Below are 26,528 nucleotides of genomic sequence, written 5' to 3' on the forward strand. Positions count from 1 at the left end.
TCGGGTCATGCCGCCCTGTCCGCCGCGTGAGACTACGCGCGGTGCGGGAGAAATCGTTTTATTTTAGGGAGTGTCATCTTGTCTTTTGCCGTATCTCGCGCCCGTGCGCGCGCTTCGCGCTCGTCGCGAACCCCCCTGCGTCACCTCGTCACGGCACTCGCGGCCGCCGGCGTGCTGCCTTCGCTGGCCTTTGCCCAGGAAGCCGCACAACCCGCCACGCAAACGCCTGTCCAGCAGACGCTGCCCACCGTCACCGTCAAGGGCGCAGCGTCGCCGGACCAACTGCCCGCGCCCTATGCCGGCGGTCAGGTGGCGCGTGGTGGCCGCATTGGCGTGCTGGGCAACCAGGACTTCATGGACGTGCCGTTCAGCATCACGTCGTACACGGCCGAGCAGATCCAGAACCAGCAGGCGCGTACCATCGGCCAGGTGCTGGCCGATGATCCGGCTATCCGCGTCAGCTCGGGCTTCGGCAACTTTGCCGAAACGTTCGTCGTGCGCGGCTACCAGCTCACGTCCGACGACATCAGCTACAACGGCCTGTATGGCATTGCGCCGCGCCAGCTCGCCTCGACCGAAGGCCTGGAGCGCGTGGAAGTGTTCCGCGGCGCCAGCGCGTTCCTGAACGGTGTGTCGCCGGCCGGCACGGCCGTAGGCGGCTCGATCAACCTGGTGCCGAAGTACGCCACGGCAGCGCCGATCACGCAGGGTACGCTCGACTACACCAGCGACGGCCAGGCCGGCGGCCATGTGGACGTGGGCCGTCGCTTTGGCGAGAAGAAAGAGTTCGGCGTGCGCGTCAACGCGATGGCGCGTGGCGGTGACACGGCGATCGACAACGAAAGCCGCCAGCAGCGCCTGTTCACGCTGGGCATGGATTACCAGGGCGACAAGTTCCGCGTGAATGCCGATTTCGGCTATCAGAAGCAGCGGATCTATCAGGGCCGCAGCACCGTGAACCTGTCGGGTACCGCGCTGCCGCCGGTGCCCTCCGCCACGACCAACTTCGCGCAACCGTGGACCAATTCCTCGCTGGAGGATATCTACGGCACGATCCGCGCCGAATACGACATCGCCAAGGACTGGACAGCCTACGCGGCCTTCGGTGGCCATCACACCAACGAATTCGGCAGCTACAGCGGCGCCACGGTGGGCAACAACGGCGTGGGCACGGCAACGCGCCTGACGGTGCCGTTCGAGCAGGACACGTACAGCGGTGAAGTGGGTGTGCGCGGCAAGTTCGTGACCGGTCCGGTCAATCACACGGTCAACGTGAGCTGGTCGGGGCTGGAGCAGAAGAAGGCCACCGCGTTCGAGTTCTCGAGCTCGTTCGCGACCAACCTGTACAACGCGCCGGTCGTGGCTTACCCGTCGGCGCCGGCCACGGGCAACATGAACGATCCGTACGTCACGCAGCGCGTCAATCTCAATGGCGTGTCGGTGTCTGACACGCTCGGCTTCCTGAACGATCGCGTGCTGCTGACCGCCGGTGTGCGCCAGCAGGTGATCAACGTGCGCGGCTATGCAACGGCCACGGGTGCCCAGACGTCGACCTATAGCGATTCCGCCACGTCGCCGATGTTCGGCCTGGTGGTGAAGCCGCTGCAGAACGTGTCGGTGTACTACAACTACATCCAGGGTCTGGCACAGGGTCCGACGGCAGGCAACACCGCCGTGAACCGTGGCGAGGTATTCCCGCCGGTCAAGTCCAAGCAGCATGAGGCGGGCGTGAAGTACGACGCCGGTTCGTTCGGCTCGACGCTGGCGTTCTTCCAGATCGAGCAACCGATCGGCACGACGCAAGCCAACAACGTGTTCGGCCTGCAGGAACTGCGCAACCGTGGCGTGGAACTGAGCGTATTCGGCGAGCCGCTGCGTGGCGTGCGCCTGCTGGGTGGTGTGTCGTATATCGATTCGGCGTACCAGAACACCGGCAATCCGCTGACCGAAGGCAAGAAGGGCGTGGGCGTGCCGAACTACACCGTGACGCTGAGCGGGGAGTATGACCTGCCGTTCCTGGCGGGCGGTACGATGTCGGCCCGCTACATCCAGACCGGCCGCCAGTACGCGAATCCGACGAACACGATTGCACTGCCGTCGTGGAACCGCTTCGACCTGGGTGCGCGCTACGCCTTCAAGGCATCGCAGATGCGCTACACGCTGCGCGCGGCCGTGGAGAACGTGGGCAACAAGGACTATTGGGCTGGCGTTTCGACGTCGAACAATACGCTCTTCATTGGCAATCCGCGTACCTTCAAGGTATCGATGACGGTCGACTATTGAAGTAGCGACTGTTGTGCCTGCTCCGCGCGCAGCCAGTCGCGCGGAGACTGGCCCACCCGGGCCAGGAACACACGTGACAGGGCCGACGGATTGGCATAGCCCAGTTCGTCGGCCAGCAGCTTGAGCGGCGCGCCATCGCGCAGCCTTGCCTGCGCCAGGCTCACGCGCCAGTCGGTCAGGTAGTCGGCCGGCGTCTGGCCGACAATATCGCGGAATGCCGTGGCGAATGCGCTGCGCGACATGCCCGCGCAAGCCGCCATCGTTTCCAGATTCCAGCTATCTCCCGGTGCGTCATGCATGGCCACCAGCGCTCGTGCCAGGCGCGGATCGGAGAGACCCGTGATCAGCCCCGGCTGGATGCCGACCTGCGCGGGATGATCGAGCATCCACCGCAGCAACTGGATTACCACCACTTCAAACAGCCGGTCGGCCAGCAGGCGCTGACCGCACCGCACGCGCTCGGTCTCGGCGAACAGCAATGACAGGGCGGGCGCCAGGCCCGGCACATCGGCCAGCGGCAGCACGATCAGCGGCGGCAGGGCGCGGGCCAGCGGATTGCGGGCGCCGCCGGCAAACTCCAGCGTCGCGCACGAGAACTGCGAGCCTTCGGCCGGCGGGTTGTGAAACGTATGGAGGACTGGACGCGGATAGAACAGCAGCGACGGCTCGCGGATGTCCAGGCGCCGGGGCAATCCCTTGGCCTGATGGGTGATGCTCATCTCGCCTTCGCGCATCACGTGCAGGAATCCACGGTCGGGCTCATGGAATCGGGTAATGCCACACAGCGGTCCGGTATGGAACAGGTGCGCCTGGATGCGGAAGCGCTCCAGCAGCGAGGACAGGCGGTCGATGGGCGGCGCGGCGCTGACGGAGGTCATGGCTGGATGAATTGGTATGTTTCCTGGACGAATGGTATCCCATCGTACGCCGGTAGCGACCATAGTGGAACCCATGGACGGCGACGTCCTGACCTCGATCCCGAGCAAACACCTCATCAAGGAGATTCCATCATGACCGCACGTATCCCCGTTCCCGAACCCAAGACCGCCCCCGCAGGCAGCCAGGCCGCGCTGGCCCAGATCGAGGGTGCCTTTGGCGGCGTTCCGCAGATGTTCCGCGCCGTATCGAATTCGCCGGCTGCACTGCAGTCGATGTGGGGCGCCTTTGGCGCGCTTGGCGGTGGCGTGATTCCTGCCAAGCTCGGCGAGCAGATCGCCGTGGCGGTGGCGGACCGCAATCGCTGCGAATACTGTCTGGCCGCCCATACGGCGCTGGGCCGCAAGGCGGGCGCATCGTCAGCCGAGATGACGGCGGCGCAAGCGGGCCAGTCCGACGATCCGAAGACCGCCGCTGCCCTGGCGTTTGCACTGCAACTGGTGGAGGCGCGTGGCCAGGCATCGGATGCCGACGTCGCACGGCTGCGTGAGGTGGGCTTCAACGACGGAGAAATCGTCGAGATCGTGGCGCACGTCGCGTTGAACCTGTTCACCAACTACATCAACGTGGCATTCAATGTGCCGGTCGATTTCCCGGCAGTGAAGCTGAACGCGCGCTAAGCGGTCACGCGCACTCGCCCAAGCAAAATGGGCCGCCCTCGCGGGCGGCCCATTTTTTGTTGCATCACAACATGACGGTTTCAGGTCAGGCGTAAATGACCGCCGGTTCCAGTTGCTTGCCCGTCAGGCTAGCCACGGCGATGGCCATGGCTTGTTCGCGCGCTTCGGCAGCGGCCGGGGCCGGCATGAAACGCTCCGGCTCGTCGCGTGCCAGGCGTTGCAGGTGGCGCAGCTTGGCCTTGAGGCCCGGCTCCACGCGCGAATCCGGCGTGACGGTGGACGGGCAGGCCACGCCCAGGATGTCGAGCGCCTGACGGAAGTTGTCCACGGTCAGGCCTTCAGCGGGATCCACCTGTACCAGGCGGGCGCGTTGGGCATCGGTGAACGAGGCGGCCGGGGCGGTCGACACGATGACCCAGGCGCCGGGCGCCGCGTGCTGGCTGAACCAGGCGTCGATCTCGGCGCCATGGCCACCGGCCACGGCCGGCGTCATGCCTTCCACCTGCAGATCCAGTTGCTGGAAGATCGCGGCGGGCGTGCCACGGCGCCAGGCATCCGACACCACCACGCGGGCACCGGCAATACCGAACAGGCGGCGCAGGAAACCGAGGGCGATGGGATCGAAAAACCTGACATCCCGCAGGGTTCCCGTGTTTGGCGTACCGCCCAGGCGGGCAGCGGAGCGGTCCGAATACAGGACGCCGGGTACGTCCAGCATGATCAGGCGTTCAGTCATGATTTTTCGTGGTCAATCGGTGATGGGATGAATCAAGCGTATCCGGGTTTCGCGTGAGAAAGTCGACACAAAGTGTGCGTAAGTGCAACAGTTTTGTAACTTGCTGACGGGACTCGTAAATACCGGTTACGGCTTGGATCCAAGTGTTTCGCGTGGACACATCTGCCTTGCCTGGGCTGGGTTTGCGGCCTGCACTGGCTTGCGGAAATCGCCGTAATGCACGCCTCAACGGGTGGTGAACGAGAGCGGTTGACAGGAAATTGAAAGGAAATGTTCACGCGGTTGATTCAGGTGCCTGTGCGCATCGAATCCACCTCGGATCGCCGGCCTGCCCGGTCAGGTCTTGCGCAGTAAACGCATTTCGAAATGCTCGAAAGCGTATTGGCATGTAATGCCACAGAACAGGTCAGCGCGGCCCACCGGCTGCTCGCAGGCATGGCAGGTGCCGCAGGGCTTGAGCCTGGGTGCCCAGTCGCGGCCAGCTGCATCGAAATCTTCCTGGAACGATGTGTCGTCATCCGCTGCCTTGCGTAGCATGCATGTCCTCCGCGCTTTCCGTCCGTTTCGGCTTGATCCCGGCTTCCCGCCGGCCACGTGCGTGGCCTTGGCCCGAACGGCCATGCTAACGGCCAAAGACCATCCGGCGAATCGGATCTCCATGAATTACGGCGTTTGAAGCGCCAAGCTGAAGCACTGCCATCGCGGCCGACTTGTGCTGCAATGCAGCGAACCTGTCATACGGAGGACACACTTTTGCCCTGCAATGGCGCGCTTCACATGTGTGCCTGAATTGCAAAGTCGTGCTCAAGCTTGCTTGGGGTCGGCCGTTATCAAGCAGGTGGCCTGCCATCCGTCAGAAATCGCTTCATGTTTACCGTTGCCCCCGATCCGGCTGCGGCCCGAGAGGCCGTGCGACCACCACCGCTGCACGCGGTGTTCCAGCCTATCGTGACGCTGGCAACGGGTGAGATGCTGGGCTACGAGGCCCTGATCCGCGGCCCGGCCGGTTCCATGTACGCCTCGCCCGATGCGCTGTTCCGCATGGCGCAGGAAACCGGCATCACGGTGGCCCTGGAAATGGCCGCCGCGCGCACCGCGCTGGCAACGTGGGCCACGCTGAGACTGCATGGCAAGCTGTTCCTGAACTTCAGTCCTTTGACGCTGCGCCATCTGCTCGATCGCGGTGGGCGCGCCATGGCGTCGCTGCTGGGCCTGGACGGGGCGCAGGGTAGCGGGGCACGTATCGCGCCATCGCGGGTCGTGATCGAAATCACCGAGCAGACTGCCGTTGGCGAGGCGGCCAGTTTTGCGCAGGTGATGGCGGTGCTCAGCGACCTGGGCGTGCAATACGCGCTCGACGATTTTGGCACCGGGCACGCCAACCTGGACCGGCTGGCCGAACTGATGCCGCAGTTCGTCAAGATCGACAAGGCCCTGGTGCGAGACATTCACCGCAACTCGCGCCAGCTGGAGGTCTTGCGCGCGGTGCTGAACCTGATGCATGCGCTCGGCGGCCGGGTGATCGCGGAAGGCATCGAGACCGCAGAGGAATTGGCACTGGTCAGGGACCTGGGTGTGGCGGCGGGGCAAGGGTACTTCCTTGGTCGTCCCGCCGCGCAACCGTCCGCCGAAATTTCAGCCGAGGTGCGCACCGTGCTGGCATCGCGGCAGATCGCGGTGTTTCCGCAGACCCTGCGCACGGGCTGGTCGGGCATGACGGCCGGGCAATTGCTGCAGCCCATGCCCGCGGTTGGCGCGGATACGTCGAACAACGACGTGCTGGCACGATTCCATGAACGTAGCGACCTGCACGCCATGGCCGTGGTCGATAAAGACCAACGGCCGGTGGCGCTGATCAATCGGCAGAATCTGATTGATCGCTATGCGACGCCTTTTCATCGCGAACTCTATGGTCGCAAGGCGTGCATCACGATGGCGAGCCCCGACCCCGTCTGTTTCGATCGCCGTACTACGCTGGAGGAAATGGCCCAGCATGTTGCCGGTGCGTCGTCGCGCGGACTGGCGGACGGCTTCGTGATCACCGAACAAGGCCGCTACGTCGGCCTCGGCACGGGTACCGACTTGCTGCGCGCGATTACCGATGTGCGGATGGAAGCCGCGCGCTACGCCAACCCGCTGACGTTCCTGCCCGGCAATATCCTGCTGAACCAGCATATCGATCGCCTGATCGAGGCGCGCAGCTCGTTCCAGGCCTGCTATGCCGACCTCAATCATTTCAAGTCCTTCAACGACCACTATGGCTACTGGAAGGGCGATGAACTGCTAAAGGGCGCGGCGGCGGTGCTGGCGCAGGCATGCGATCCGGCCCGCGATTTCCTGGGCCATATCGGTGGCGACGATTTCCTGGTGCTGTTTCAGGGAGACGACTGGGAAGCGCGCATGCGCGACGCGATGACCCGATTCAACGATGGCGCTCTGGCCATGTATACGGCGTCAGACCGTGTGGCGGGCGGTATCCAGGGCGAGGACCGCTATGGACGTCCGATGTTCTTTCCACCCGTGACCATGGCGGTGGGTGTCGTCCATGTGGGCGTCGAGGCCATGTCCGCGTGGGGGCTCGGCAGCCAGCAGGTTGGCGCTGCCGCGGCGTTGGCCAAGCGCCGGGCGAAGGGGCTGCCCCAGGGCGTGGCGTATGTCGACATCGCCGATCTGGCCGCCCGAGGTGAGCTGGACAGTCAATGATCGGCGAAGGCGCCGATGCTGATCAGGTGTGGATTTCGATTGGCGGTCAGCTCGGCGCGCGCCGCGCTGTCCAGGACGTCGAGCCGGTAACCCTGGGCGTATACCACCGTGATGGTGACGCCTGTGTCCGCGCAGAGGTTGAGGGTGCGGCGCATGCGCGACACCAGACCGGCCAGCGCACGCGACGACGCCGGCAACGCGTGGCCCCAGATGGTGTTCTCGATGCGCTGGGTGGCCAGGATGCGGCCCGCGTTGGCGAACATCAGCATGGCGAGGTCGAACTCCTTGGGCGTCATCGGAATGCGTTGCCCATGCAGCGTGGCGAATCGTCCAGGATTGTTGAGTTCGTAGGCACCGGCGCGCACGGGAATGTTCGCGCGCAGCCGGGTGCCGGCCATGCGCCGGCGTAGCGCCGCAAGGCGCGCCAGCAGCACGCGGGCATTGAGTGGTCGCACGATGTAGTCGTCGGCGCCCGCATCGAGCGCCTCCACCATGTCATCGTCGTCGCTTTCGTTCGAGAACATGACGATCGGCACATCGCGATTGCGCACTGCGCGAACCGCGCGAACGACGTCGATGGCTGAGATGTCGGAAAGATCGCGATCAATCAGAAGCATGTCGTAGCTGTCATGCCCCAGGCCGTGGATCAGGTCGCGACCGGCCTGGAAAAGGCTGCATTGGAATCCTGCAATGGCAAGCAGGTCCTGCATGGGATGGAGGGGGGAGTTGCTGCTGGCGAGCAGCGCAATATTGGTTCTGGCAGTCATACGACACTATCAAACGGGCGAAATGCATTGAATCGGATTAACTCGACGCAGCGTATCGGCCGCCCATGGACGCAACAATCGGCGTTTTCTTAAATGGGACAGTTCGCGCGTGGCCGACGGGGTTCCGGAACCGGCCGTCGTTATCCACAGTTTTTGTGGATAACCAGGGCGGCCGAAGGCGAAACGGTGGCGCGGGCGGGCGCCGGATCGGCGTGACTAAAAAATAGGCAGCAGCGTGGTTGTGGGCTGGCAGTGGGTGGGAGCCAGGGATGCCGCCACCGGGTTGGGGCAAGTTGATGCGCCAAAGTGACGCGCTATGCCAGAATACGGGTCATCGTGTCCGCCCGGTTGGCGTCGTCAATTTTCGTCGTCAGTTGCCTATGCTCAGTCCTAGCGTGATTGCCGCGGTCGTTCTCGCGTTTCATTTCGTCGGCATCATCGCGGCGCTGCATGCCGTGATGACCGTGCGCACGGCGCCTGGCGCCATTGCGTGGGCCGGCTCGCTGGTGATGATGCCGTACTTCACCATCATCCCGTACCTGATATTCGGGCGCAGCCGCTTCGCCGGCTACGTCAACGCGCGCCGCTTCAACGACGACCGGCTGCGCGAGATCCGCCACGGCATGACCTCGCAGGATCGCCAGGCGCTAGCCGCCAACGTGGTGGCGATGCCGGAGCAGGCCTGCATGCGGGCGCTGCCCAGCCTGACCGGCATGCCGTGCCTGATGAACAACGACGTGCGGTTGCTGGTCAACGGCGACGCCACGTTCGAGGCCATCTTCGCCGCCATCGATGCCGCCAGAGAGCAGGTGCTGGTGCAGTTCTTCATCGTTCACGATGACGAACTCGGGCAGGCCCTGCAGCAGCGCCTTTGCGCGCGGGCGCAGGCGGGCGTCAAGGTCTATTTCCTGTACGACAGTATCGGCTGCCACGCGCTGGGACGCAGCTACGTGCGGGTGCTGCAGCAGGCCGGCGTCGAGGCGCGGCCGTTTTCCACACATCCCGGCTTCGTCAACCGCTTTCAGCTCAACTTCCGCAACCACCGCAAGCTCGTGGTGGTGGACGGCGCGCAGGCGTTCGTGGGCGGGCACAACGTCGGCAACGAATACCTGGGAAAGAAGCCGCCGCTGGCGCCGTGGCGCGACACGCATATCGCCATTCGCGGCGCGGCGGTGCTGGACCTGCAGATGGCGTTTGCCGAAGACTGGTACTGGGCCGCGCGCGAGGTGCCATACCTGATGACATCGCCACCCGGCCACGTCGGCGACATGGTGTGCCAGGTCGTGCCATCGGGTCCGGCCGATGCCCAGGAGACCTGCTCGTTGTTCTTCGTCGAGGCCATCCAGTCCGCCACGCGCCGGCTCTGGATGACGTCGCCATACTTCGTGCCCGACGAGGCCGTGTTTGCCATGCTGCGGCTGGCCGTGCTGCGCGGCGTGGATGTGCGCATCCTGATTCCATCGCGGCCCGATCACCTGGTGGTCTACGGCGCGTCCACCATCTATGCGTACCAGGCCGTGCGCGCGGGTGTGAAGGTCTACCGCTACCAGCCCGGCTTCCTGCACCAGAAGGTGATCCTGATCGACGACGAAGCGGCCGCCGTGGGCACGGCCAACCTGGACAACCGGTCCTTCCGCCTGAATTTCGAACTGATGGTGATGACCGCCCATCCAGCATTTGCCGCCGACGTGGCACGCATGCTGGAAGCCGACTTCGCGCAGGCCCACCGGATCGGGCCGGACGATTTCCTGAACTCGCCGGCTTTCCTGCGTGTGGCGATGCACGTGGCCAAGCTGTTCGCGCCCATCCTCTAGCCGGCGCCGTGTTCCCGAAGCAACGTGCAAGGCACGCGATGCCACGCGCTGGTCACTCCCGAAGGCAGAAACTGGCAGGATTTGTGTACACTGTCTACTATTAGTCGAAGAAGAGTGGACGACGTCCACATGGGAGTGGATATGAACCGTACAGTCGCCGCAACACCTCCCACACGCACCACATACCGCCATGGCGACTTGCGCCGCGCCTTGCTGGAAGCGGGTATCGACCTGGCGCGCGAAGGCGGCCCCGATGCCATCGTGCTGCGCGAAGCCACGCGCCGCGCGGGGGTGGTGCCGAATGCCGCTTACCGCCACTTCGCCAGCCGGCAAGACCTGCTGCAGGCGGTGCGCGCCTCGGCGCTCTCCAGCCTGGCCATGGCGATGGAGTCCGAACTCGATTCGATCCCGCTGGAAGCCAGCTCGCCGGACCGCGCGCGCGCAAGCCTGCGCGCGGTGGGCATGGGTTACCTGAAGTTTGCGCTGTCTGAGACCGGTCTGTTTCGCACGGCGTTTTCGGTGCCGGACGACGTGGAGGCCGATGTCGATCCCGCCAAGGCGGGCAACAGCGGGCTGAATCCGTTCGAGTTGCTCGGGTCCGCGCTGGACCGCTGGGTCGACGCCGGCCTGCTTGCGGCGGATCGTCGTCCGGGCGCCGAATACATTGCCTGGTCCGCCGTGCACGGCCTCGCTGTCCTGCTGATCGACGGCCCGCTACGCAGCCGCGCGAAAGAGCAGGCCAACGACATCGGGGAGCGGCTGCTGGAGACGGTGGCGCGGGGGCTATAGCCGGCAATCGGCTCCCCCCGAAAATGTCCCAACGGATCACGCCCGGCTGATCCGGCTGCTGTCGCGCACTACAAGCTCGCATGGAATCTCACGACGTTGCGGCGATTGCTTGCCCTCGCCATCGCCCAGGGCGGCCACGACGATCGCCATGCTCTGCGCGCCAATCGCATAGGGGTCTGGCCGCACGGTCGTCAATGCAGGGGTGGTGACCAGGCCAAGCGGCATGTCGCCGAACCCCGCCACGGCCAGCGAATCAGGTACGTGAAGTCCGTGCGCGGGCGCGCTCAGCATGGTGGCGATGGCCATGTTGTCGTTGCCGAATATCACGGCCTGCGGCCGCCTGCGCAAAGGCAATGCCGCGATGTCCGCCAAGAGTTCGCGTGCCGCGGCGATATCGTCCTTGGCATTGGCGCGCCAGATATCGGGCTTCAGCCCGGCGTCGCGCATGGCGCCCGCATAGCCCTCGGCACGGCGAGCGGCGCGTCCGTCTTCGGTTGCGCCGTTCAACGCAAAGCGTATCCGCTGCGCACCCTGGGCGATGAAATGCAGCGCCTGAGAGATACCCACTTCGGTCTGCGAAAAACCGACCTGGTGGAACGGGCGTTCGGTCATGACTTCCCACGCCTCCACAATCGGAATCCGTAGCCTGGCCAGCAGGGCTTCGGTATCGGGTGCGTGATCGTTCCGGGTCAGGATCATCGCGCGCGGGTGCCATCCGGCGAAGGTCCGCAGCGCACGGGTTTCGGATTCCAGCGAGAAATGGCTGTTGGCCAGCAGCAGTTGCAGCGCGTTTTCCTCGGCCACGTCCATCATGCCGCGCACCATGTCGGCAAAGGTCGGGCTGGTTACGTTCTGCATGACCGCGCCCACCACGCCGCCTTGAGCGGTGGCCAGGATGCGGGCCACCTGGTTCGGCACGTAGCCGGTTTCCGCGATGATGCCGGCGAGCCTGTCGCGCAGGACATCGGATACCTTGTGAGGCGCGTTGAAATACCGCGATACCGTTACCGACGAAACGCCTGCCAGGGCCGCCACGTCATGCACGGTGTACGTCCCCGAGCGAGGCCGCTGAGCGCGGCGCTTGGGCGGGTCGGGCGATTCGGAAGCGGGTGTCGATGATTTTTCGCGGGCTGCGGGCATGCCATTGGTTTTCATGATGGACGTCGCGTCCGGGTTGACGGCGGAGCGCCGCCGCTCGTACACTGCCCGCTATGTTACCGGTTTCATTTCCATTTTGCATCTCGAAATGGTAGCGGTAACATTAGTAAAAATGCGGCCGACGAGCCGCTGTTCCCGGAGACATTTCATGTTCGCTTTCCGCCGTGCGGTGGTTGCCGTTGCCACGCTCCTTTCCACGACAGCCACGTATGCCGCGTGGCCCGACCATCCCATTGTCATGGTCGTCCCACAGCCGCCCGGCGGCGCCGCAGACGCCTTTGCGCGGCCGTTCGCGCAGATGCTGGGGCAGCGCCTGGGCCAGACCGTGGTGGTTGAAAATCGCGCGGGCGCCAACGGTAATATCGCGGCTGCGTACGTGGCGCGCCAGCAACCGGCCGATGGCTACACGATCTTTTTTGGCTCGGTGAGCACGCTGGCGGTCAATCCGCATCTGTACAAGAGTCCCGGCTTTGACCCGTTCAAGGATTTCCAGCCGCTCACGCTGACCAACCAGACGCCCAACGTGCTGGTGGTCAATGCTGCGGCGCCGTACAAGACCGTTGCCGACGTGGTGGCCGCCGCCAAGGCCAAGCCCGGCACCATCAACTTCGGGTCCGCCGGCAACGGCAACACCATGCACCTGACCGGCGTGCTGTTCCAGGCCCGCACCGGTACGTCGCTCACGCACGTGCCGTACAAGGGTGGACCGGCCGCCCTGAACGACGTGCTGGCTGGCCAGATTCCGATGATGTTCCACAACCTGAACGCGGTGCTGGCTTACGAAAAGGCGCACAAGGTGCGCATCCTGGCGGTGGCCGACGACAAGCGCGCGGCGTTGCTGCCGGGCGTGCCCACCATGAAAGAGGCCGGCGCACCGGGTGTGGTGCAGGTGCCGTGGAGCGGCATGCTGGTGCGATCCGGTACGCCGCAGCCGGTGGTTGACCGGCTGGTGCGCGAGATGGCTGCCATCCTCAAGAGCCCGGAGTTCCGGGGCAAGCAGGAAGAGCAGGGCACCGAGGTGCTGTCGTCGACGCCAGCGGAATTCGAGTCGCGGCTGAAGTCCGACTACAACGCCATGGGCGCGCTGATCAAGGCAGGCAACGTTTCACTCGACTGAGTGCCCGTGACCCCCTCTCGCAAAGACAATAGGACAGACATGCCCCCGCACAATCGATTCAAGCAAGCACTAAGCGAAAAGCGCGCCCAGGTGGGCCTGTGGTCGACGCTGCCATTTCCCTATGTATCCGAACTGATTGCCGGCTCGGGCTTTGACTGGCTGCTGCTGGACACCGAGCACACCGCCAGCGATCCGGTCATCATGCAGCAACAGTTGCAGGCGGTTGAGGCCGGCTGCATGGGCGTGACGTCGGCGGTCGTACGGCCGGCGTGGAACGACACGGTGCTGACCAAGCGCTACCTCGACATCGGGGCGCAGTCGCTGCTGTTCCCGTTCGTGCAGAACGCCGAAGAAGCAGCGGCGGCGGTGGCTGCCACGCGCTATCCGCCGCAAGGCGTGCGCGGCATGGGCGGCACTATGCGCGCATCGCGCTTTGGACGTGACGCGCAGTACGTGGCCGAGGCGGCCAACGAACTGTGCGTGCTGGTGCAGCTGGAAACGGAAGAGGCGCTCGAAAGCCTGGAGCAAATTGCCGCCGTGGACGGCATCGACGGCATCTTCATCGGACCGGCGGACCTGTCGGCAAGCATGGGTGTGGCCGGCGACGTCAACCATCCGCGCGTGCGCGCGGCCATCGACCGTGCCATCGGCCGCATCCTGGCGTGCGGCAAGGCGCCGGGGCTGCTGATGCTGGACGAGACGCGCGCGCAGGAATGCCTGGACCTTGGCGCGCTGTTCGTGGCCGTGGGTACCGACCAGGTGATCCTGCGCAAGCACGCCGACGCGCTGGCCGAACGATTTCACCGTGGCCCCGGCGTAACCCGGGCCGCATACTGAGCGCACGAACCGATTCACCGGAAGACAATACGTATGTCCCAGCAAGAGAAACTCAAACGCCGCAGTGTCGAGGACCTGCGCAGCCAGCGGTGGTTCGCCAGCGACGACATCCGCGGGTTTGCCCACCGCCAGCGTATGCAGCAGCAGGGCCTGGCCCGGGAAGCCTTCATGGGCCGGCCAGTGATTGGCATCATCAATACCTGGAGCGAACTGTCGCCTTGCCATGCGCACCTGCGGGAGCGCGCCGAATCGGTCAAGCGCGGCGTGCTGCAGGCAGGCGGCTACCCGCTGGAGCTGCCCGCACTGAGCCTGGGCGAGGTCATGGTCAAGCCGACCACCATGCTGTATCGCAACCTGTTGTCCATCGAGGTGGAAGAGCTGCTGCGCAGTCTGCCTCTGGACGGCGCGGTGCTGATGGGGGGCTGCGACAAGACGCCGCCCGGCTTGATGATGGGCGCGTTCTCGATGGACCTGCCGGTCATCTTCATGCCGGCCGGCCCGATGCTCAATGACCGCTACAAGGGCGCCGCAGTCGGCGCCGGAACGCACACCAAGAAATACTTTGCCGAGTATTCGATCGGCAACCTCACGCAGCCGGAGTGGGTCGACATGGAAGCCCGCATGACGCGCTCCGTGGGCACCTGCAACACGATGGGCACGGCCAGCACGATGACGGCCATCGTCGAGGCGCTGGGGTTCTCGCTGCCGGGTGCGATGAGCATTCCGGCCGTCGACGCCGGTCACAGCCGCATGGCCTGGCAGTGCGGCATGCGCATTGTCGACATGGTCTGGGAAGATCTTCGACCGTCGCAGATTGCCACCAAGGCCGCCTTCCTCAACGCCGTGGCGGTCTATGCGGCGCTGGGCGGATCCACCAACGCGGCCGTGCATCTGCCGGCCATGGCAGGGCGGGCTGGTGTGCAGCTAGACCTGGACGAGATCGATGCCGTGGCGCGCAAGGTGCCGGTGATCGCCAACCTCTATCCGTCCGGCGAACGGCTGATGGAAGACTTCCACTATGCGGGCGGCCTGCCGGCGGTGCTGAAGAAGATCGCCAGCCACCTGGCCCTCGACGCGCTGACCGTCACTGGCCAGACGCTGGGCGAGAACATTGCCGCGTGGGATTGCGACGATGACGGCACGGTGCTGGACCTGGACCAGCCGCTCAAGGCCGGTACGGCGGAGTGTCCCGAGGCGGGCCTGGCGCTGGCGGTGGTGCGCGGCAACCTGTGCCCCGACGGCGCGGTGATCAAGCCGTCCGCGTCCAGTCCGGAGTTGTTGCGCCACGAAGGGCGTGCGCTCGTATTCGATTCGAATGCCGAGATGTTCGCGGCCATGGATGATCCCGACCTCGACGTCGATGCGTCGACGGTGCTGGTCTTGCGCAATGCGGGTCCGATTGGCGGTCCCGGCATGCCCGAGTGGGGAAACCTGCCGATCCCTAAGAAGCTGCTCCGCGAAGGGGTGCGCGACATGCTTCGCATTTCCGACGGTCGCATGAGCGGCACGCACTACGGCACCTGCGTACTGCACGTGGCGCCGGAATCGGCCGTGGGCGGTCCGCTGGCGCTGCTGCGCACTGGCGATATCGTTCGGCTCGATATCGGCGAGCGGCGGCTGGACATGCTCGTATCCGACGAGGAACTCGCCGCGCGGCGCGCCGCGTGGCAGGCCCCGCCGGCGCCGTATGCGCGCGGCTACGGGCGCATCTTCCAACATGAGGTGACTCAGGCCAATCAAGGCTGCGACTTCGCCAGCCTAGCCGGCTGCGCGCCGATCCCGGAGCCGCCGATCTACTGATCTGCCCGGACCACGATGCAAGAAGGCCCGTCTAGCGGGCCTTCTTGCAGATGCGGCCCTGCCAATGGCTGGGCCGTTTTCGTTTCGGTTGGCGTCAGAGGCCGCTTTGATCGAGTGTCACGGCGAATTGATCCAGCGCCGCGAGATCGGGCAAAACGCCGAACCCTGGCGCATCGCCCAGGCGCACGCAGCCATCCTGCAGGTGCATGACCGAAGCCGCCATCATGTCGCGCAGCGGGTTTGGATTAGCGTCGACTTCGACGAGCCCTTCGCCACCGGCGGCCGTTTTCAGGTGAAGCGACGCCACCAGTCCGATTCCGGCGCCGAGCCAATGGGGGCAATACCATTTGCCGGCGGCATGCGCGCGGCGCGCAACGTCGATGCAGCCGCTCAGGCCGCCCCATTTGCCCGCATCCGGCTGGATGATCGACATGCCCGGCTGGGCGATGAAGTCATCGTACTGCGCCAGGCTGATCAGATTCTCGCCCCCGGCAAGCCGCAGCGGCTGTTCGCCGGCCAGTGCCGCCCACGTCTGCGGCGGGGCATCGGCGCGCACCGGCTCCTCCATCCAAAAGAGGTTGAACGGTGCCATCCGGTGGCCAGCCGCGACGGCTTCCGTGGCGGTCCAGGCCTGATTGGCATCGACCATCATCACGGCGTCGTCGCCGAGCGCGTCGCGCATGTTGCGAAGGTTGGCGACATCGCGCTCCGCGCCAAAGCCGACCTTGAGCTTGAAGGCGCGATAGCCTTCGTCGCGCTTGGCGAGCGCCAGCTTCTCGGGTTCGGTGGGGTTGATCCCCGATGCATAGACCGGCACGTCCCAGGCTGTCTCACCGCCGAGCGCACGCCATGCCGGCACACCGGCGCGGCGTGCGAAGAGGTCCCACATCGCCATGTCGATGCCGGCGGCGATCTGGTGCAGCGGGCCCGGTTCGCCAGTCTGCAGCATCAGGACGGCAAAACGGTCGAGCATGGCTTCCCATGCCTGCCGTGGGTGGTTCCACGTCTGGCCCATGATGACGGGACGGCCATAGGCCAATGCCAATCGTGCGCGATGCTCGGCGCCGACGGTCGGAAAGTTGCACCACACCTCGCCCCAGCCTTCGGCACCGTCCTTGTCGCGCAGCCGCAGCAATACAGCGGGCCGATCGTGCATGATGCCGAACGACGTCTGCACCGGTGGGACGGCCGGCGCACGGAACACATAGGCATCAAGGCTTTCGATCTGGATGGGCTGTCCGGTCATCATGCGATCCCCGCCATGCACACGTATTTGATTTCGAGATAGTCCTCGATGCCGTACTTCGAGCCCTCGCGGCCCATGCCCGACTGCTTCACGCCGCCGAACGGCGCCATTTCATTGGCGATCAGGCCGCTGTTGACCCCGACGATGCCGGCCTCGATGGCTTCGGACACGCGCCACACGCGGCCCATGTCGCGCGCGTAGAAATACGCCGCCAGGCCAAACTCCGTATCGTTTGCCATGGCGATGACTTCCTGCTCGGTCTCGAAGCGGAACAGCGGCGCCAGGGGGCCGAACGTTTCCTCGGTCGCCACCTTCATCGACTGGGTGGCATTGGCCACCACCGTCGGTTCGAAGTACTGTCCGCCCAGCGCGTGGCGCCGGCCGCCCGTGAGCACGCGCGCGCCCTGATCCAGCGCATCGCGGATATGCTCCTCGACCTTTTCCACCGCAGCCATGTCGATCAGCGGGCCTTGCGTCACGCCCGCCGCGGTGCCCGGGCCCACACGAAGCGTGTTGACGCGCTCGGTCAGCTTGCGCGCGAATTCATCGTGCACACCGGCCTGCACGTAGATGCGGTTGGCGCAGACGCAGGTCTGGCCGGCGTTGCGGAACTTCGAAATCATTGCGCCCTCGACGGCGGCGTCCACGTCGGCATCGTCGAACACGATGAACGGCGCGTTGCCGCCCAGTTCCATCGACATCTTCTTAACGCCATCGGCGGCTTCGCGCAACAGCCAACGGCCCACTTCTGTGGAGCCGGTGAACGTGATCTTGGCCACCAGCGGATTGCGGCTGAATTCCTCGCCAATCGCGCGGGCATCGCCCGTGACCACCGAGAACACACCGGCGGGAACGCCGGCGCGCAGGGCTAGCTCCGCCAGCGCCAGCGCGGACAGCGGGGTCTTCGACGCAGGCTTGAGCACCATGGTGCAACCGGCCGCCAGCGCGGGGCCGGCCTTGCGTGTGATCATGCCGTTGGGGAAGTTCCACGGCGTGATGGCGGCACAGACACCCACGGGCTGCTTCATCACGACCACGCGGCTACCCGCGTTGGCTGGCGGCATGAGGTCGCCATAGACGCGCTTCGCTTCCTCGGCAAACCATTCGAGATAGGCGGCGTTGGCCAGGATCTCGCCCTTGGCCTCGGACAGCGGCTTGCCCTGTTCGGCGGTCAGGATCTGCGCGAGGTCGTCGGCATGCTCCACCACGAGTTCGTACCAGCGGCGCAGGATCGCGGCGCGCTCCTTTCCCGTGCGCGCGCGCCAGGCGGGCAGGGCACGGTGCGCGGCTTCAATGGCCTGCCTGACTTCGTCCACGCCCAGCCTGGGCACGGTGGCCAGCGAAGCGCCATCGGCGGGGTTCTGCACGCCAATGGTCCGGCCATCGCGGGCCGCGATCCATTCGCCGCCAATCAGGCATTGCGTGCGTAGCAAGGACGTATCGTTCAACTGCATGGGAGTCTCCGTTCGGGTAGGGCTTTCAGGCTTTTCTTCGCAACCGGGCCGGTGCTGTGTCAGCCGGGTGTGAGCCGGCTACTCTCGCGCACGATCAATTCGCAAGGTAGCAACGCACGGCCAGGCGCTGGGGTGGGATCTTGCGGGGCGGCGAGCATGCGCAGCACGGTGCGGGCCGCCATCTGGCCAATCTGGTAGCGGGCCGGGCGCAGCGTGGTCAGAGCCGGTTTCAGGCGTACGGATATCGGCGCATCGCCAAAACCGGCCAGCGCGCAATCGCAGGGCAATACCAGGCCGCAGTCGTCGGCGTGCAGGATCGCGCCGGCGGCCATGTTGTCGTTGGCGAAGATGATCGCCTGCGGACGATCCGCGCGCGGCGCGGCGGCCAGGGCGGTCATCGTGCGTGCGCCCGCTTCGAAGTCGTCTTCGACGTCGGCAACCTGGACATCGGCGGCCAGACCGGCGGCGGTCATCGTGGCCGCATAGCCCTGGGCGCGCTGGGCCGCCCGGAAGTCCTCGCCGATATGAGGCAGAACAAAGCGCACGCGGGTGGCGCCTTGCTCCAGGAAGTGGTGGGCCAGTTGCGCGCCGGTTTCGGCATGAGGAAAACCAACCTGGTGGAACGGGCGGTCGTCGACGAAGCCCCAAGCTTCCACCACGGGAATATCCAGTGCGGAAAGCATGGCTTCGGCCGCCGGCGTATGGTCGTCGCGCGTCAGGATCAGCGCGCGCGGATGCCAGCCAACAAAGGTACGGATGGCGTTCTCTTCCAGGGTCTGCGAGTACTGCGCGTTGGCCAGCAGCAGCTGCAGCCCCGAGGCCTGCAGTTCATCGGTCATGCCCTTGACCAGGTCCGCGAAGGTCGCACTGGCAATGTTCTGCATCACCGCACAGACCACGCGGCCACGGCCGGAGGCAAGGCCGCCCGCTACCTGACTGGGCACGTAGCCAATACGCTCCACGATCTCGCGCAGCCGTTCGCGCACCGCTACCGACACCTTCTCGGGGTTGTTGAAGTAGCGCGATACCGTGATCGACGACACGCCAGCAAGCGCGGCAACGTCGTGGATCGTGTGGGTGGATGCCTTGCGGCGGGATGCACGGGGCGGGGGAGCGTCTTTCATGGTTTTCACGGATGGCTAGAGCACGATGCGAAACTCTATCATTCGCCAATGGTACCGGTAACAGTCACCGGTAACATCCGTGATTTCACCTAGGAAGCCCTGCAACATGACGCGCCCGATCCTGCTTGTCGTAACGCCTTTTGCACCCGACGCGCTGAGCGTGCTGCGTGACGATTTCGATGTGGTCGACTGGCGCACATTGGCCGATCCCGTGGATTTCCTGGCGCGGCAGGGCGGCCATGTGACGGCAATGATCACAAATGGCATGGCGGGCGTGCCGGCAGCGTGCCGCGATGCGCTACCCAATCTCGCGGTGATCGCCTGCAACGGTGTCGGGTACGACGCCATCGTGGTGCCTTGGGCCACGGCGCGAGGCATCCGCGTGACGAACACGCCCGACGTCTTGTCGGCGGACGTCGCGGACGTGGCGCTGATGCTGGCGCTGGCGGCGTTTCGCCGGCTGCCGCAGGCCGACCGCTTCGTGCGCGAAGGGCAATGGCTGACGGGACCGTTTCCGCTGGCGCGCCGCTTCTGGGGCAGCCGGGTCGGCATCGTGGGCCTGGGCCGCATCGGTCGGCTCATTGCCCGCCGGGCCCACGCTTTCGATACGGAGATCGGCTACAACGGCCGCAGCCGTCAGGACGTGCCGTACGCATACTTTGCCGACGTGCGGGCTCTGGCGGAATGGGCCGACGTCCTGATCGTTGCCACGCCCGGCGGCCACGGCACGCACAAGCTGGTGGGCCGCGACGCACTGCAGGCGCTGGGACCCGACGGTGTGCTCGTGAATGTGGCGCGCGGTTCGGTAGTGGACCAGGCCGCGATGATCGACGCGCTGCGCGATGGTTCGCTCGGCGCTGCCGGACTGGACGTCTTCGAAGACGAACCAGACGTGCCAGCGGCGCTGCGCGAATGCGAGCGCGTGGTGCTCACCCCGCATATCGCCAGTGCCACGATGCAGACCCGCCACGCGATGGCGCAACTGGTTGTCGACAACCTGTCGCGCCACGCGCGCGGGCTGCCCCTGGCAACGCCGGTCAACTAGCCGTCCGCCATTCCCCCGCCCATTCCTGAAAAATACAGAAGGAGACATCGCCATGAATCGCAGGAACCTGCTTCGCCGCACTGTGGCCGGCATGGCGGCATGCGTCACGCTGGCATTGCCGCTGCACTCGGTGGCCGCGGACCCCGCCTATCCGAACCGCCCCGTCACGTTCGTGGTGCCGTATCCGGCCGGCGGCGTGGCTGACCAGTTTGCCCGCGCGTTTGCCAATGCACTGAGCGAACGGCTGGGCCAGCCCGTGGTGATCGACAACCGCGCGGGCGCCAACGGCAATATCGGCTCGGCGTTCGTGGCGCGGCAGCAACCGGCTGACGGCTACACGCTGCTGCTCGGCTCCACGAGCACGCTTGCCATCAATCCGCATCTGTACGCGAGCATGGGCTACGACCCGATCAAGGACCTGCAGCCCGTCACGCTCACGCACCAGATGCCGAATGTGCTGCTGGTCGGCGCGCAAACGCCATACAAGACCGTGGCCGATGTGGTGACGGCGGCCAAGGCCCAGCCGGGGCGCATCGACTACGGATCTGCCGGCAACGGCAACACCATGCACCTGGCTGGCGTGATGTTTGAAAAGCGCAGCGGTACCCGCCTGGTGCACGTGCCGTATAAGGGCGGTCCGCCGGCCCTGATGGACGTGCTGTCCGGACAGATTCCCATGATGTTCAACAACCTGCCGGCGGTGGTGACCTACAAGAACGCCGGCAAGCTGCGTGTGCTGGCCGTGGCGGATACCAAGCGGTCAACCGTCCTGGCCGATGTGCCGACGTTTGCCGAGGTCGGCGTGCCCGATGTGGTGTCGGTGGTCTGGAACGGCATTCTGGTACGGCGCGGCACGCCGCCGGCCATTGTCGAGCGGCTCAACAAGGAAATGCTCGCCATCCTGCAATCGCCGAAATTCCGTCAGCCGCTGGAGCAGCAGGGCTACGAAGTGCTGTCGTCTTCGCCCGCACAATTCGAGGCCTTGCTGAACAAGGACTCGGCGGCCATGGGCAAGCTCGTCAAGGACGCCGGCATCAAGCTGGACTGAGCACCCGACGGCCCGCGCAAACACTCCATCACCAACCAGATTTTAACGACTTCACCATTTCAAGAGACCCAACATGCCCGCACCCAAGGACCTTCTTGCCAATCCCTTCCGCGACCGTCTGAGCCAGGCCGGTGTTCCCCTCGGCACCTGGTTGATGTCCGGTACTTCCAGCACGGCCGAGGCCATGGGCCGCGCCGGCTTCGAGTGGTTGGTCGTCGATCTGGAACACGTGCCGCTCGACGAGCGCGAGATTCTGAACGTGCTGCAGGCGATTGCCGGCACCGACGCCACCCCGATCACGCGTCTGGCTGCCAACGATCCGGTGCTGTTCAAGCGCGCGCTGGACCTGGGTGCGCAGACTGTGATGGTGCCGTTCGTGGACAGCGCCGAAGCCGCGCGCCGCGCCGTGTCCTATGCAAAGTACCCGCCCGAAGGCATCCGGGGCTTCGCGGCAGTGCACCGCGCCAGCGGCTACGGCACCGCGCCGGACTACGGCAAGCGGGCGAACGACTCGGTCTTCACGATCATCCAGCTGGAAACGCCGCAGGCCGTGTCGTCGCTGGAGGAAATCGCCGCCGTGCCGGGCGTCGACGCGCTGTTCCTGGGGCCAGGCGACCTGGCGGCCAACCTCGGTCACATCGGCAATATCGCGCATCCGGAAGTGCAGGCCGTGATCGTCGACGTTGCGCGCCGCTGCAAGGCCATCGGCAAGCCCTGCGGCATCGTGGGGCCGACGCCCGAGATGGTGTCGCAGTTCGTGGCGCAGGGCTACGCGTTCGTCGCCGTGGCGTCGGACATGGGCATGATGATGCGGCAGGCCAACGCCTTCATCCAGGCCATTCGTCCGGCCATCGCCAAGGGCTACGACGGCGGCGTGTACTGACACGCTTTTCGATCCGTCCGTTCCACATGGGGCCGCCAGAGCCCCTCCAGAAAACACTGCAAGGAGACTCCCGATGCAACGTCCAGCTTTACGTCCGCCGCGCCGGTTGCCGCGCGCCATGCTTGCCTGCCTGGCAACGGCGGCATGCCTGATCTCGCTCCCCGTGGTCGCCGAGGGCGGCTATCCCGCCAGGCCGGTGACGCTGGTGGTGCCGTTTGGTCCCGGCGGAACCTCTGACATCATGGCCCGCATCCTCGAACGCAGGATGACCGAAACCATGGCCGCCTCCATCGTCGTGGACAACAAGGCGGGCGCGGGCGGTGCCATCGGCATGTCACAGCTGATGCGCGCCAAGCCCGACGGCTACACGGTTGGCTTGTCGGTGATCGGCCCCGAGGTACTGCAGCCGGCCATCCGCAAGACGGGCTACAGCTACAAGGACTTCGATCACATCTGCGGTACCTACGCCGTGCCGCTGATGATGATGGTGACCAAGGACTCGTCGTTCAAGAGCGTGGCGGACGTGATGGACTATGCGCGCCGGCATCCCGAAAAGCTTGCGTATGGTTCGTCCGGGCCGGGTACGCTTCTGCACCTGTCGATGGAGATGCTGCTCGCCAAGGCGAGTGCCAAGGGCCTGCACGTGCCGTACAAGAGTTCGGGCGAGATGGTGACAGGCATGCTCGGCAAGCAGATCATGGTGTTCAACGAGACGCCGACCGTATCGAAGCAGTATGGACTGCGCCCACTGGCGGTGTTTGCCGACCGGCGTCTGCCGGGCTATCCGGATGTCCCCACCGCGGCGGAAGCCGGCTTTCCCGTGCAGGCCACCATCTGGGGCGGGCTGATCGCACCGAAGGGTCTGCCGGCGCCTGTGCTGGGCAAGCTTGAGAGCGCCTGCCGCCAGGTGCTGGCAAGCCCCGCATACCGCGCGGATGCCGAGCGGCTGGAGACACCGCCCGAGTACAAGGATGCGAAGGCGTTTGCCGCGTTCGCCCAGCGCCAGTCCGAGATCTACGGCAAGCTGATCGCCGACCTCGATCTGGCGGACAAGTAGCGATAGGGACGGATCTGGTGGATTTGCTCGCATTCGCGCCGATTGAAGCGATGCTTCAGGCGCCTGCAACGACGCTGTACTTCCTGCTGTGCGTGGCAGTGGCCACCTATGTGCAGACGCTGACCGGCTTTGCCTTCGGCCTGGTCCTGCTCAGCCTTGTGGCCACGTTCAAGCTGGCCTCCGTGGCCGATGCGGCCAACACGGCCAGTGTGCTGACGCTTGTCAATGCGCTGGCATTCTTCCGCACCGAGCGCCAGGCGCCGCCGTGGCGGCAGATGCGCCCCGCGCTGATCACCAGCTTGCTGACAGTGATGTTGGGGGTGCTGATGCTGGGGTGGATGCACGACCATGCGGCGTCGTGGCTGGAGACCGCGCTCGGCATCGTCATCGTGCTGTGCGCGGTCAGCCTGGTTGCGCGCCGGCAGCAGGCGGAGCACGTGGGTCCGCCACGCGGGTTTGCGATGGCGGGCGCGCTGTCGGGGCTGATGGGCGGGTTGTTCGGTACGTCGGGCCCGCCGATCGTCTTCTATCTGTACCGGCAGCCGCTGGCCACCGATGTCGTGCGGAGGGCGCTGCTGGTCATGTTTGCCAGCAATGCCAGCTTGCGGCTGCTACTCGTGGTGCTCTCCATCGGCATGTCGGCGCATGCATTGCTGCTGTGTCTGCTTTCGGTGCCGATCGTTCAACTGACCACACGCCTGACGCTGAAAGCGCCGCCGCCCGTTCCTCCGGGCGTCATGCGCCCCTTGGTTGCCACACTGCTGGCGTTGTCGGGCGCCGCCATGATCTTCAGGTAGGCGGCGCCCGGCCCTTCAGGTGGCGGCTTCGGTCGCCACCTCGGCAGCCTGCGCGACCTTCGCCGGCTTGCCCTTGCCCCGTTCCGCCCCCTTCAACCCCGCCAGTACCTTCTCCGGCAGGAACGGCACCGAACGCAGCCGCACGCCGACGGCCGCGAATACTGCGTTGGAGATGGCGCCCGGAATAGTGGCCGGTGCCATTTCGCCGGCGCCCCAGGGCGTTGCCTCGGGGCGGTCGATCAGGCTGATGTGGATGTTGGGCACGTCCGGGAAACGCAGGATCGGGTAGCTGGCCCAGTCCACCGACGTCACGCGGTGCGTGTCGAAATGCAGCTCCTCCATCATGACCCGGCTGACGGTCTGCACGATGCCGCCCTCGATCTGGTTGCGCGTGCCGTCCGGGTTGATGATCTGGCCGCAGTCGTGGCTGCACCAGACGTCGGTCACGCGCACGTGGCCGTCCTTGCGGTTGACGGCCACCTCCAGCACCGTGGCCACATAGGTGCGGTCGTTGTCGTACCGCACGAATGCCAGCCCGCGGCCGCGTACCACGTCGCGCGGATCGCCCTTGCGGCGGATGGCCCGGGCCGCCCTGGCGTCCCAGCCCGACAGCTTTGCCACGTCCTCCAGCACGGCGCGGGCGCGCGGGTCGGGCAGGTAGTCCAGGCGCCATTGCAGCGGATCGGCGCCGGCGGCCATCGCCAGTTCGTCGAAGAACGCCTCGTTGGCAAAGGCGTTCTGCAGCCGCCCCGGCGAGCGCAGGTGGGCGGTACGGAACGCGCTATCGGTCAGCCGGTAGACCTTGGTGCTGACGTTCGGCAGCGTGTACAGCACGTCGGCGTTCTTGGAGATGTTGCCGGTGACATAGGCGGGCCGCTGGATACCCGAGGTGACCGTGGCCAGCAGCGGGAATTCGGCGATTGATCCCTTCTGCGTGGCCACGAAGAATTCGGACTGCCAGGCCACCGGACGCTTCTGTGCGTCCAGGCCGCCCTTGAGGTCGATGGCAGTCGGCGGGCTCTTGGGATCCCAGCCGTGCTCGTCGGCCCGCATCCACTGCACGCGCACGGGCGCGCCGGCCAGTTGCGACACCAGCGCCGCGTCGGCCGAGCAATCCTCGTGACCATTGCGGCCATAGCAGCCGGCACCGTCCAGGTAGATCAGGCGCACCTTCGCCTTGTCCAGGCCCAGCGTCAGCGCGATTTCGCCTTGCAGCGAATGCGTGGACTGCGCGGCCGACCAGATCGTGCACTGGCCGTCGCGGAAGTCCGCCACGGCGCAGGCGGGGCCAATCGATCCATGCGTGTGCGGCGGGAATTCGTAGGTGGCTTCCAGCCGTTGCGCCGCACTGGCAAGCGCGGCGGCCGCATCGCCCCTGCTGGCGGCGGTTTCCACGTTGCTGACTGGCAGGCGGCGCCAGTAAGCATAGAGGTTGGCCTGGTCGGGGAAGTGGGTCGGGTCGTTCCATTCGACCTTGAGCAGACGCGCGGCCTTGATGGCGCCCCATTCGCTGGGGCTGAGCACGGCCAGGAAATCCTGCTTGCGGACGATGCGCACGCCGGGCAGGGCGCGGATCGACGTTTCGTCCACGCTGACCAGCTTTGCGCCGGGGCCGGCCGGGCGGATCACGCGCGCATGCAGCATGCCGGGTAGCCGGAAGTCCTGCATGAACGTGAACTGGCCGGTGACCTTGCCCGGTATGTCCACACGCTTCACGTTTTTGCCCACCACCTTATGCTGGGCCGGCGGCTTCAGCGGAACCTTGGGGTCCAGCGCTACCTGCAGCGGCTTGCCGGCTACCAGCTCGCCATAGCCGATCCGGCGATCCCCGCCAGCAGTGGCGATGACGCCGTCGGCGGTTATCAGGCTGTCCGCATCGACCGACCATTGCGCTGCCGCCTTGCCTACCATTGCGCGGCGTGCGCACGCGGCGGCGCGCCGCAACGTGGCGCCGCCGTCCTGGATGGTCAGGCTGCCGGCCGTCTGGCCCTGGTCGAGCGTCAGCAGCGTGTCGCCCATGATCATGTCCACCTGACGGAAGCTCACGTCGAGCTCCTCGGCCACCATCTGCGCCAGCGCGGTGCGCGCGCCGGTGCCCAGGTCGACCTTGCCGCTATAGACCGTGACGCGGCCATCCGGACCGATGGCCAGCCACGCATCGACCTCGCCCTTGGCCGTCGATGCCTTGGTGACGGTCTGGCCCGCGGCGTCTACGGCCGTGACCGATTGCGCCAGCGCCGTCGAAGCCCGGTTGGGCAGGGTGAACGAAACCAGCAGCCCGCCGCTGCCCTTGAGGAATGTGCGACGGTCCATG

Annotated in this window: 22 protein-coding genes; 13 read left to right on the forward strand and 9 right to left on the reverse strand. The window is 65.9% G+C overall.

What is annotated here, in order from left to right; translation table 11 throughout:
- Nucleotides 1–78 precede the first annotated feature (78 nt).
- Nucleotides 79–2,283, forward strand: coding sequence for a TonB-dependent receptor (locus tag MFF62_RS25440; RefSeq protein WP_238265910.1), 2,205 nt, complete (start codon nucleotides 79–81; stop codon nucleotides 2,281–2,283).
- Here the strand turns inward: MFF62_RS25440 and MFF62_RS25445 are convergent.
- Complete coding sequence (locus MFF62_RS25445; protein ID WP_238265911.1) at nucleotides 2,277–3,161, reverse strand: AraC family transcriptional regulator; 885 nt, start codon at nucleotides 3,159–3,161, stop codon at nucleotides 2,277–2,279. The two genes, MFF62_RS25440 and MFF62_RS25445, sit on opposite strands and share 7 nt — an antisense overlap.
- Nucleotides 3,162–3,293: 132 nt before the next feature.
- Between MFF62_RS25445 and MFF62_RS25450 the strand changes: the two genes are divergently transcribed.
- Nucleotides 3,294–3,839: a carboxymuconolactone decarboxylase family protein gene (locus MFF62_RS25450; protein WP_238265912.1), complete on the forward strand. Its 546-nt coding sequence runs from the start codon at nucleotides 3,294–3,296 to the stop codon at nucleotides 3,837–3,839.
- Between the two features lie 85 nt (nucleotides 3,840–3,924).
- On the opposite strand, the gene MFF62_RS25455 is transcribed toward MFF62_RS25450, so the two are convergent.
- The gene (locus MFF62_RS25455) at nucleotides 3,925–4,575 is read right to left on the reverse strand and encodes an HAD domain-containing protein (protein WP_238265913.1); all 651 of its coding nucleotides are present in this window, start codon (nucleotides 4,573–4,575) and stop codon (nucleotides 3,925–3,927) included.
- Nucleotides 4,576–4,911: 336 nt separating this feature from the next.
- A complete protein-coding gene (locus tag MFF62_RS25460) occupies nucleotides 4,912–5,112 on the reverse strand; it encodes a hypothetical protein (protein ID WP_238265914.1) in 201 nt (66 codons plus the stop codon).
- A gap of 330 nt (nucleotides 5,113–5,442) precedes the next feature.
- On the opposite strand from MFF62_RS25460, the gene MFF62_RS25465 reads away from it, so the two are divergent.
- Nucleotides 5,443–7,278, forward strand: coding sequence for an EAL domain-containing protein (locus MFF62_RS25465; RefSeq protein ID WP_238265915.1), 1,836 nt, complete (start codon nucleotides 5,443–5,445; stop codon nucleotides 7,276–7,278).
- On the opposite strand, the gene MFF62_RS25470 is transcribed toward MFF62_RS25465, so the two are convergent.
- Nucleotides 7,272–8,045 (reverse strand): response regulator transcription factor, encoded by a 774-nt coding sequence (locus MFF62_RS25470; protein ID WP_238265916.1) that lies wholly within the window; start codon nucleotides 8,043–8,045, stop codon nucleotides 7,272–7,274. The genes MFF62_RS25465 and MFF62_RS25470 overlap by 7 nt on opposite strands.
- A 380-nt stretch (nucleotides 8,046–8,425) precedes the next feature.
- Here MFF62_RS25470 and cls point away from each other — a divergent pair, with 380 nt between their 5' ends.
- Nucleotides 8,426–9,859 (forward strand): cardiolipin synthase, encoded by a 1,434-nt coding sequence (cls, locus tag MFF62_RS25475; RefSeq protein WP_238265917.1) that lies wholly within the window; start codon nucleotides 8,426–8,428, stop codon nucleotides 9,857–9,859.
- A gap of 141 nt (nucleotides 9,860–10,000) precedes the next feature.
- Entirely contained in the window at nucleotides 10,001–10,648 is a 648-nt protein-coding gene (locus MFF62_RS25480) for a TetR/AcrR family transcriptional regulator (RefSeq protein ID WP_238265918.1), read from the forward strand.
- 36 nt (nucleotides 10,649–10,684) lie between these two features.
- Here MFF62_RS25480 and MFF62_RS25485 read toward each other — a convergent pair whose 3' ends face one another.
- Complete coding sequence (locus tag MFF62_RS25485; protein ID WP_238265919.1) at nucleotides 10,685–11,803, reverse strand: LacI family DNA-binding transcriptional regulator; 1,119 nt, start codon at nucleotides 11,801–11,803, stop codon at nucleotides 10,685–10,687.
- Nucleotides 11,804–11,954: 151 nt separating this feature from the next.
- Here MFF62_RS25485 and MFF62_RS25490 point away from each other — a divergent pair, with 151 nt between their 5' ends.
- The 3 genes from MFF62_RS25490 to araD are packed head-to-tail and all read left to right on the forward strand — an operon-like array spanning nucleotide 11,955 to nucleotide 15,560.
- Nucleotides 11,955–12,923, forward strand: coding sequence for a Bug family tripartite tricarboxylate transporter substrate binding protein (locus MFF62_RS25490; RefSeq protein ID WP_238265920.1), 969 nt, complete (start codon nucleotides 11,955–11,957; stop codon nucleotides 12,921–12,923).
- A 39-nt stretch (nucleotides 12,924–12,962) separates the two neighbouring features.
- Nucleotides 12,963–13,760 carry an aldolase/citrate lyase family protein gene (locus tag MFF62_RS25495; protein WP_238265921.1) on the forward strand — a complete coding sequence of 266 codons (798 nt, stop codon included), beginning with the start codon at nucleotides 12,963–12,965 and terminating at the stop codon, nucleotides 13,758–13,760.
- A gap of 33 nt (nucleotides 13,761–13,793) precedes the next feature.
- Nucleotides 13,794–15,560 carry an L-arabinonate dehydratase gene (gene araD / locus MFF62_RS25500; RefSeq protein WP_238265922.1) on the forward strand — a complete coding sequence of 589 codons (1,767 nt, stop codon included), beginning with the start codon at nucleotides 13,794–13,796 and terminating at the stop codon, nucleotides 15,558–15,560.
- A gap of 94 nt (nucleotides 15,561–15,654) precedes the next feature.
- Here araD and MFF62_RS25505 read toward each other — a convergent pair whose 3' ends face one another.
- The 3 genes from MFF62_RS25505 to MFF62_RS25515 are packed head-to-tail and all read right to left on the reverse strand — an operon-like array spanning nucleotide 15,655 to nucleotide 19,384.
- The gene (locus tag MFF62_RS25505) at nucleotides 15,655–16,809 is read right to left on the reverse strand and encodes a mandelate racemase/muconate lactonizing enzyme family protein (protein ID WP_309295918.1); all 1,155 of its coding nucleotides are present in this window, start codon (nucleotides 16,807–16,809) and stop codon (nucleotides 15,655–15,657) included.
- Nucleotides 16,806–18,260 (reverse strand): NAD-dependent succinate-semialdehyde dehydrogenase, encoded by a 1,455-nt coding sequence (locus MFF62_RS25510; RefSeq protein ID WP_238265924.1) that lies wholly within the window; start codon nucleotides 18,258–18,260, stop codon nucleotides 16,806–16,808. The genes MFF62_RS25505 and MFF62_RS25510 overlap by 4 nt, the downstream gene beginning before the upstream one ends.
- A gap of 59 nt (nucleotides 18,261–18,319) precedes the next feature.
- Complete coding sequence (locus MFF62_RS25515) at nucleotides 18,320–19,384, reverse strand: LacI family DNA-binding transcriptional regulator (RefSeq protein WP_238265925.1); 1,065 nt, start codon at nucleotides 19,382–19,384, stop codon at nucleotides 18,320–18,322.
- A gap of 106 nt (nucleotides 19,385–19,490) precedes the next feature.
- Here MFF62_RS25515 and MFF62_RS25520 point away from each other — a divergent pair, with 106 nt between their 5' ends.
- From MFF62_RS25520 to MFF62_RS25540, 5 genes are all read left to right on the forward strand, one after another.
- Entirely contained in the window at nucleotides 19,491–20,429 is a 939-nt protein-coding gene (locus tag MFF62_RS25520; protein WP_238265926.1) for a 2-hydroxyacid dehydrogenase, read from the forward strand.
- 52 nt (nucleotides 20,430–20,481) lie between these two features.
- A complete protein-coding gene (locus MFF62_RS25525; protein ID WP_238265927.1) occupies nucleotides 20,482–21,477 on the forward strand; it encodes a Bug family tripartite tricarboxylate transporter substrate binding protein in 996 nt (331 codons plus the stop codon).
- Nucleotides 21,478–21,550: 73 nt separating this feature from the next.
- The gene (locus MFF62_RS25530) at nucleotides 21,551–22,360 is read left to right on the forward strand and encodes an HpcH/HpaI aldolase family protein (protein ID WP_238265928.1); all 810 of its coding nucleotides are present in this window, start codon (nucleotides 21,551–21,553) and stop codon (nucleotides 22,358–22,360) included.
- Nucleotides 22,361–22,433: 73 nt separating this feature from the next.
- A complete protein-coding gene (locus tag MFF62_RS25535; RefSeq protein ID WP_238265929.1) occupies nucleotides 22,434–23,417 on the forward strand; it encodes a Bug family tripartite tricarboxylate transporter substrate binding protein in 984 nt (327 codons plus the stop codon).
- Nucleotides 23,418–23,467: 50 nt separating this feature from the next.
- Nucleotides 23,468–24,214, forward strand: a complete 747-nt coding sequence (locus tag MFF62_RS25540; protein WP_238265930.1) for a sulfite exporter TauE/SafE family protein — start codon at nucleotides 23,468–23,470, stop codon at nucleotides 24,212–24,214.
- 15 nt (nucleotides 24,215–24,229) lie between these two features.
- Here MFF62_RS25540 and MFF62_RS25545 read toward each other — a convergent pair whose 3' ends face one another.
- Nucleotides 24,230–26,527, reverse strand: coding sequence for a xanthine dehydrogenase family protein molybdopterin-binding subunit (locus tag MFF62_RS25545; RefSeq protein WP_238265931.1), 2,298 nt, complete (start codon nucleotides 26,525–26,527; stop codon nucleotides 24,230–24,232).
- Nucleotide 26,528 lies beyond the last annotated feature (1 nt).

Origin of the sequence: Cupriavidus pauculus (genome assembly GCF_022179805.1) — a bacterium.
Taxonomy (GTDB): domain Bacteria; phylum Pseudomonadota; class Gammaproteobacteria; order Burkholderiales; family Burkholderiaceae; genus Cupriavidus; species Cupriavidus pauculus_E.

Coding starts and splice junctions, on each gene's coding strand:
- MFF62_RS25530 (WP_238265928.1), top strand. CDS start 21,551: ATGCCCGCACCCAAGGACCTTCTTGCCAATCCCTTCCGCGACCGTCTG.
- MFF62_RS25490 (WP_238265920.1), top strand. CDS start 11,955: ATGTTCGCTTTCCGCCGTGCGGTGGTTGCCGTTGCCACGCTCCTTTCC.
- MFF62_RS25465 (WP_238265915.1), top strand. CDS start 5,443: ATGTTTACCGTTGCCCCCGATCCGGCTGCGGCCCGAGAGGCCGTGCGA.
- MFF62_RS25510 (WP_238265924.1), bottom strand. CDS start 18,260: ATGCAGTTGAACGATACGTCCTTGCTACGCACGCAATGCCTGATTGGC.
- MFF62_RS25525 (WP_238265927.1), top strand. CDS start 20,482: ATGAATCGCAGGAACCTGCTTCGCCGCACTGTGGCCGGCATGGCGGCA.
- MFF62_RS25485 (WP_238265919.1), bottom strand. CDS start 11,803: ATGAAAACCAATGGCATGCCCGCAGCCCGCGAAAAATCATCGACACCC.
- MFF62_RS25535 (WP_238265929.1), top strand. CDS start 22,434: ATGCAACGTCCAGCTTTACGTCCGCCGCGCCGGTTGCCGCGCGCCATG.
- MFF62_RS25545 (WP_238265931.1), bottom strand. CDS start 26,527: ATGGACCGTCGCACATTCCTCAAGGGCAGCGGCGGGCTGCTGGTTTCG.
- MFF62_RS25460 (WP_238265914.1), bottom strand. CDS start 5,112: ATGCTACGCAAGGCAGCGGATGACGACACATCGTTCCAGGAAGATTTC.
- MFF62_RS25480 (WP_238265918.1), top strand. CDS start 10,001: ATGAACCGTACAGTCGCCGCAACACCTCCCACACGCACCACATACCGC.
- MFF62_RS25445 (WP_238265911.1), bottom strand. CDS start 3,161: ATGACCTCCGTCAGCGCCGCGCCGCCCATCGACCGCCTGTCCTCGCTG.
- MFF62_RS25470 (WP_238265916.1), bottom strand. CDS start 8,045: ATGACTGCCAGAACCAATATTGCGCTGCTCGCCAGCAGCAACTCCCCC.
- MFF62_RS25540 (WP_238265930.1), top strand. CDS start 23,468: ATGCTTCAGGCGCCTGCAACGACGCTGTACTTCCTGCTGTGCGTGGCA.
- cls (WP_238265917.1), top strand. CDS start 8,426: ATGCTCAGTCCTAGCGTGATTGCCGCGGTCGTTCTCGCGTTTCATTTC.
- MFF62_RS25450 (WP_238265912.1), top strand. CDS start 3,294: ATGACCGCACGTATCCCCGTTCCCGAACCCAAGACCGCCCCCGCAGGC.
- araD (WP_238265922.1), top strand. CDS start 13,794: ATGTCCCAGCAAGAGAAACTCAAACGCCGCAGTGTCGAGGACCTGCGC.
- MFF62_RS25515 (WP_238265925.1), bottom strand. CDS start 19,384: ATGAAAGACGCTCCCCCGCCCCGTGCATCCCGCCGCAAGGCATCCACC.
- MFF62_RS25455 (WP_238265913.1), bottom strand. CDS start 4,575: ATGACTGAACGCCTGATCATGCTGGACGTACCCGGCGTCCTGTATTCG.
- MFF62_RS25505 (WP_309295918.1), bottom strand. CDS start 16,809: ATGATGACCGGACAGCCCATCCAGATCGAAAGCCTTGATGCCTATGTG.
- MFF62_RS25495 (WP_238265921.1), top strand. CDS start 12,963: ATGCCCCCGCACAATCGATTCAAGCAAGCACTAAGCGAAAAGCGCGCC.
- MFF62_RS25520 (WP_238265926.1), top strand. CDS start 19,491: ATGACGCGCCCGATCCTGCTTGTCGTAACGCCTTTTGCACCCGACGCG.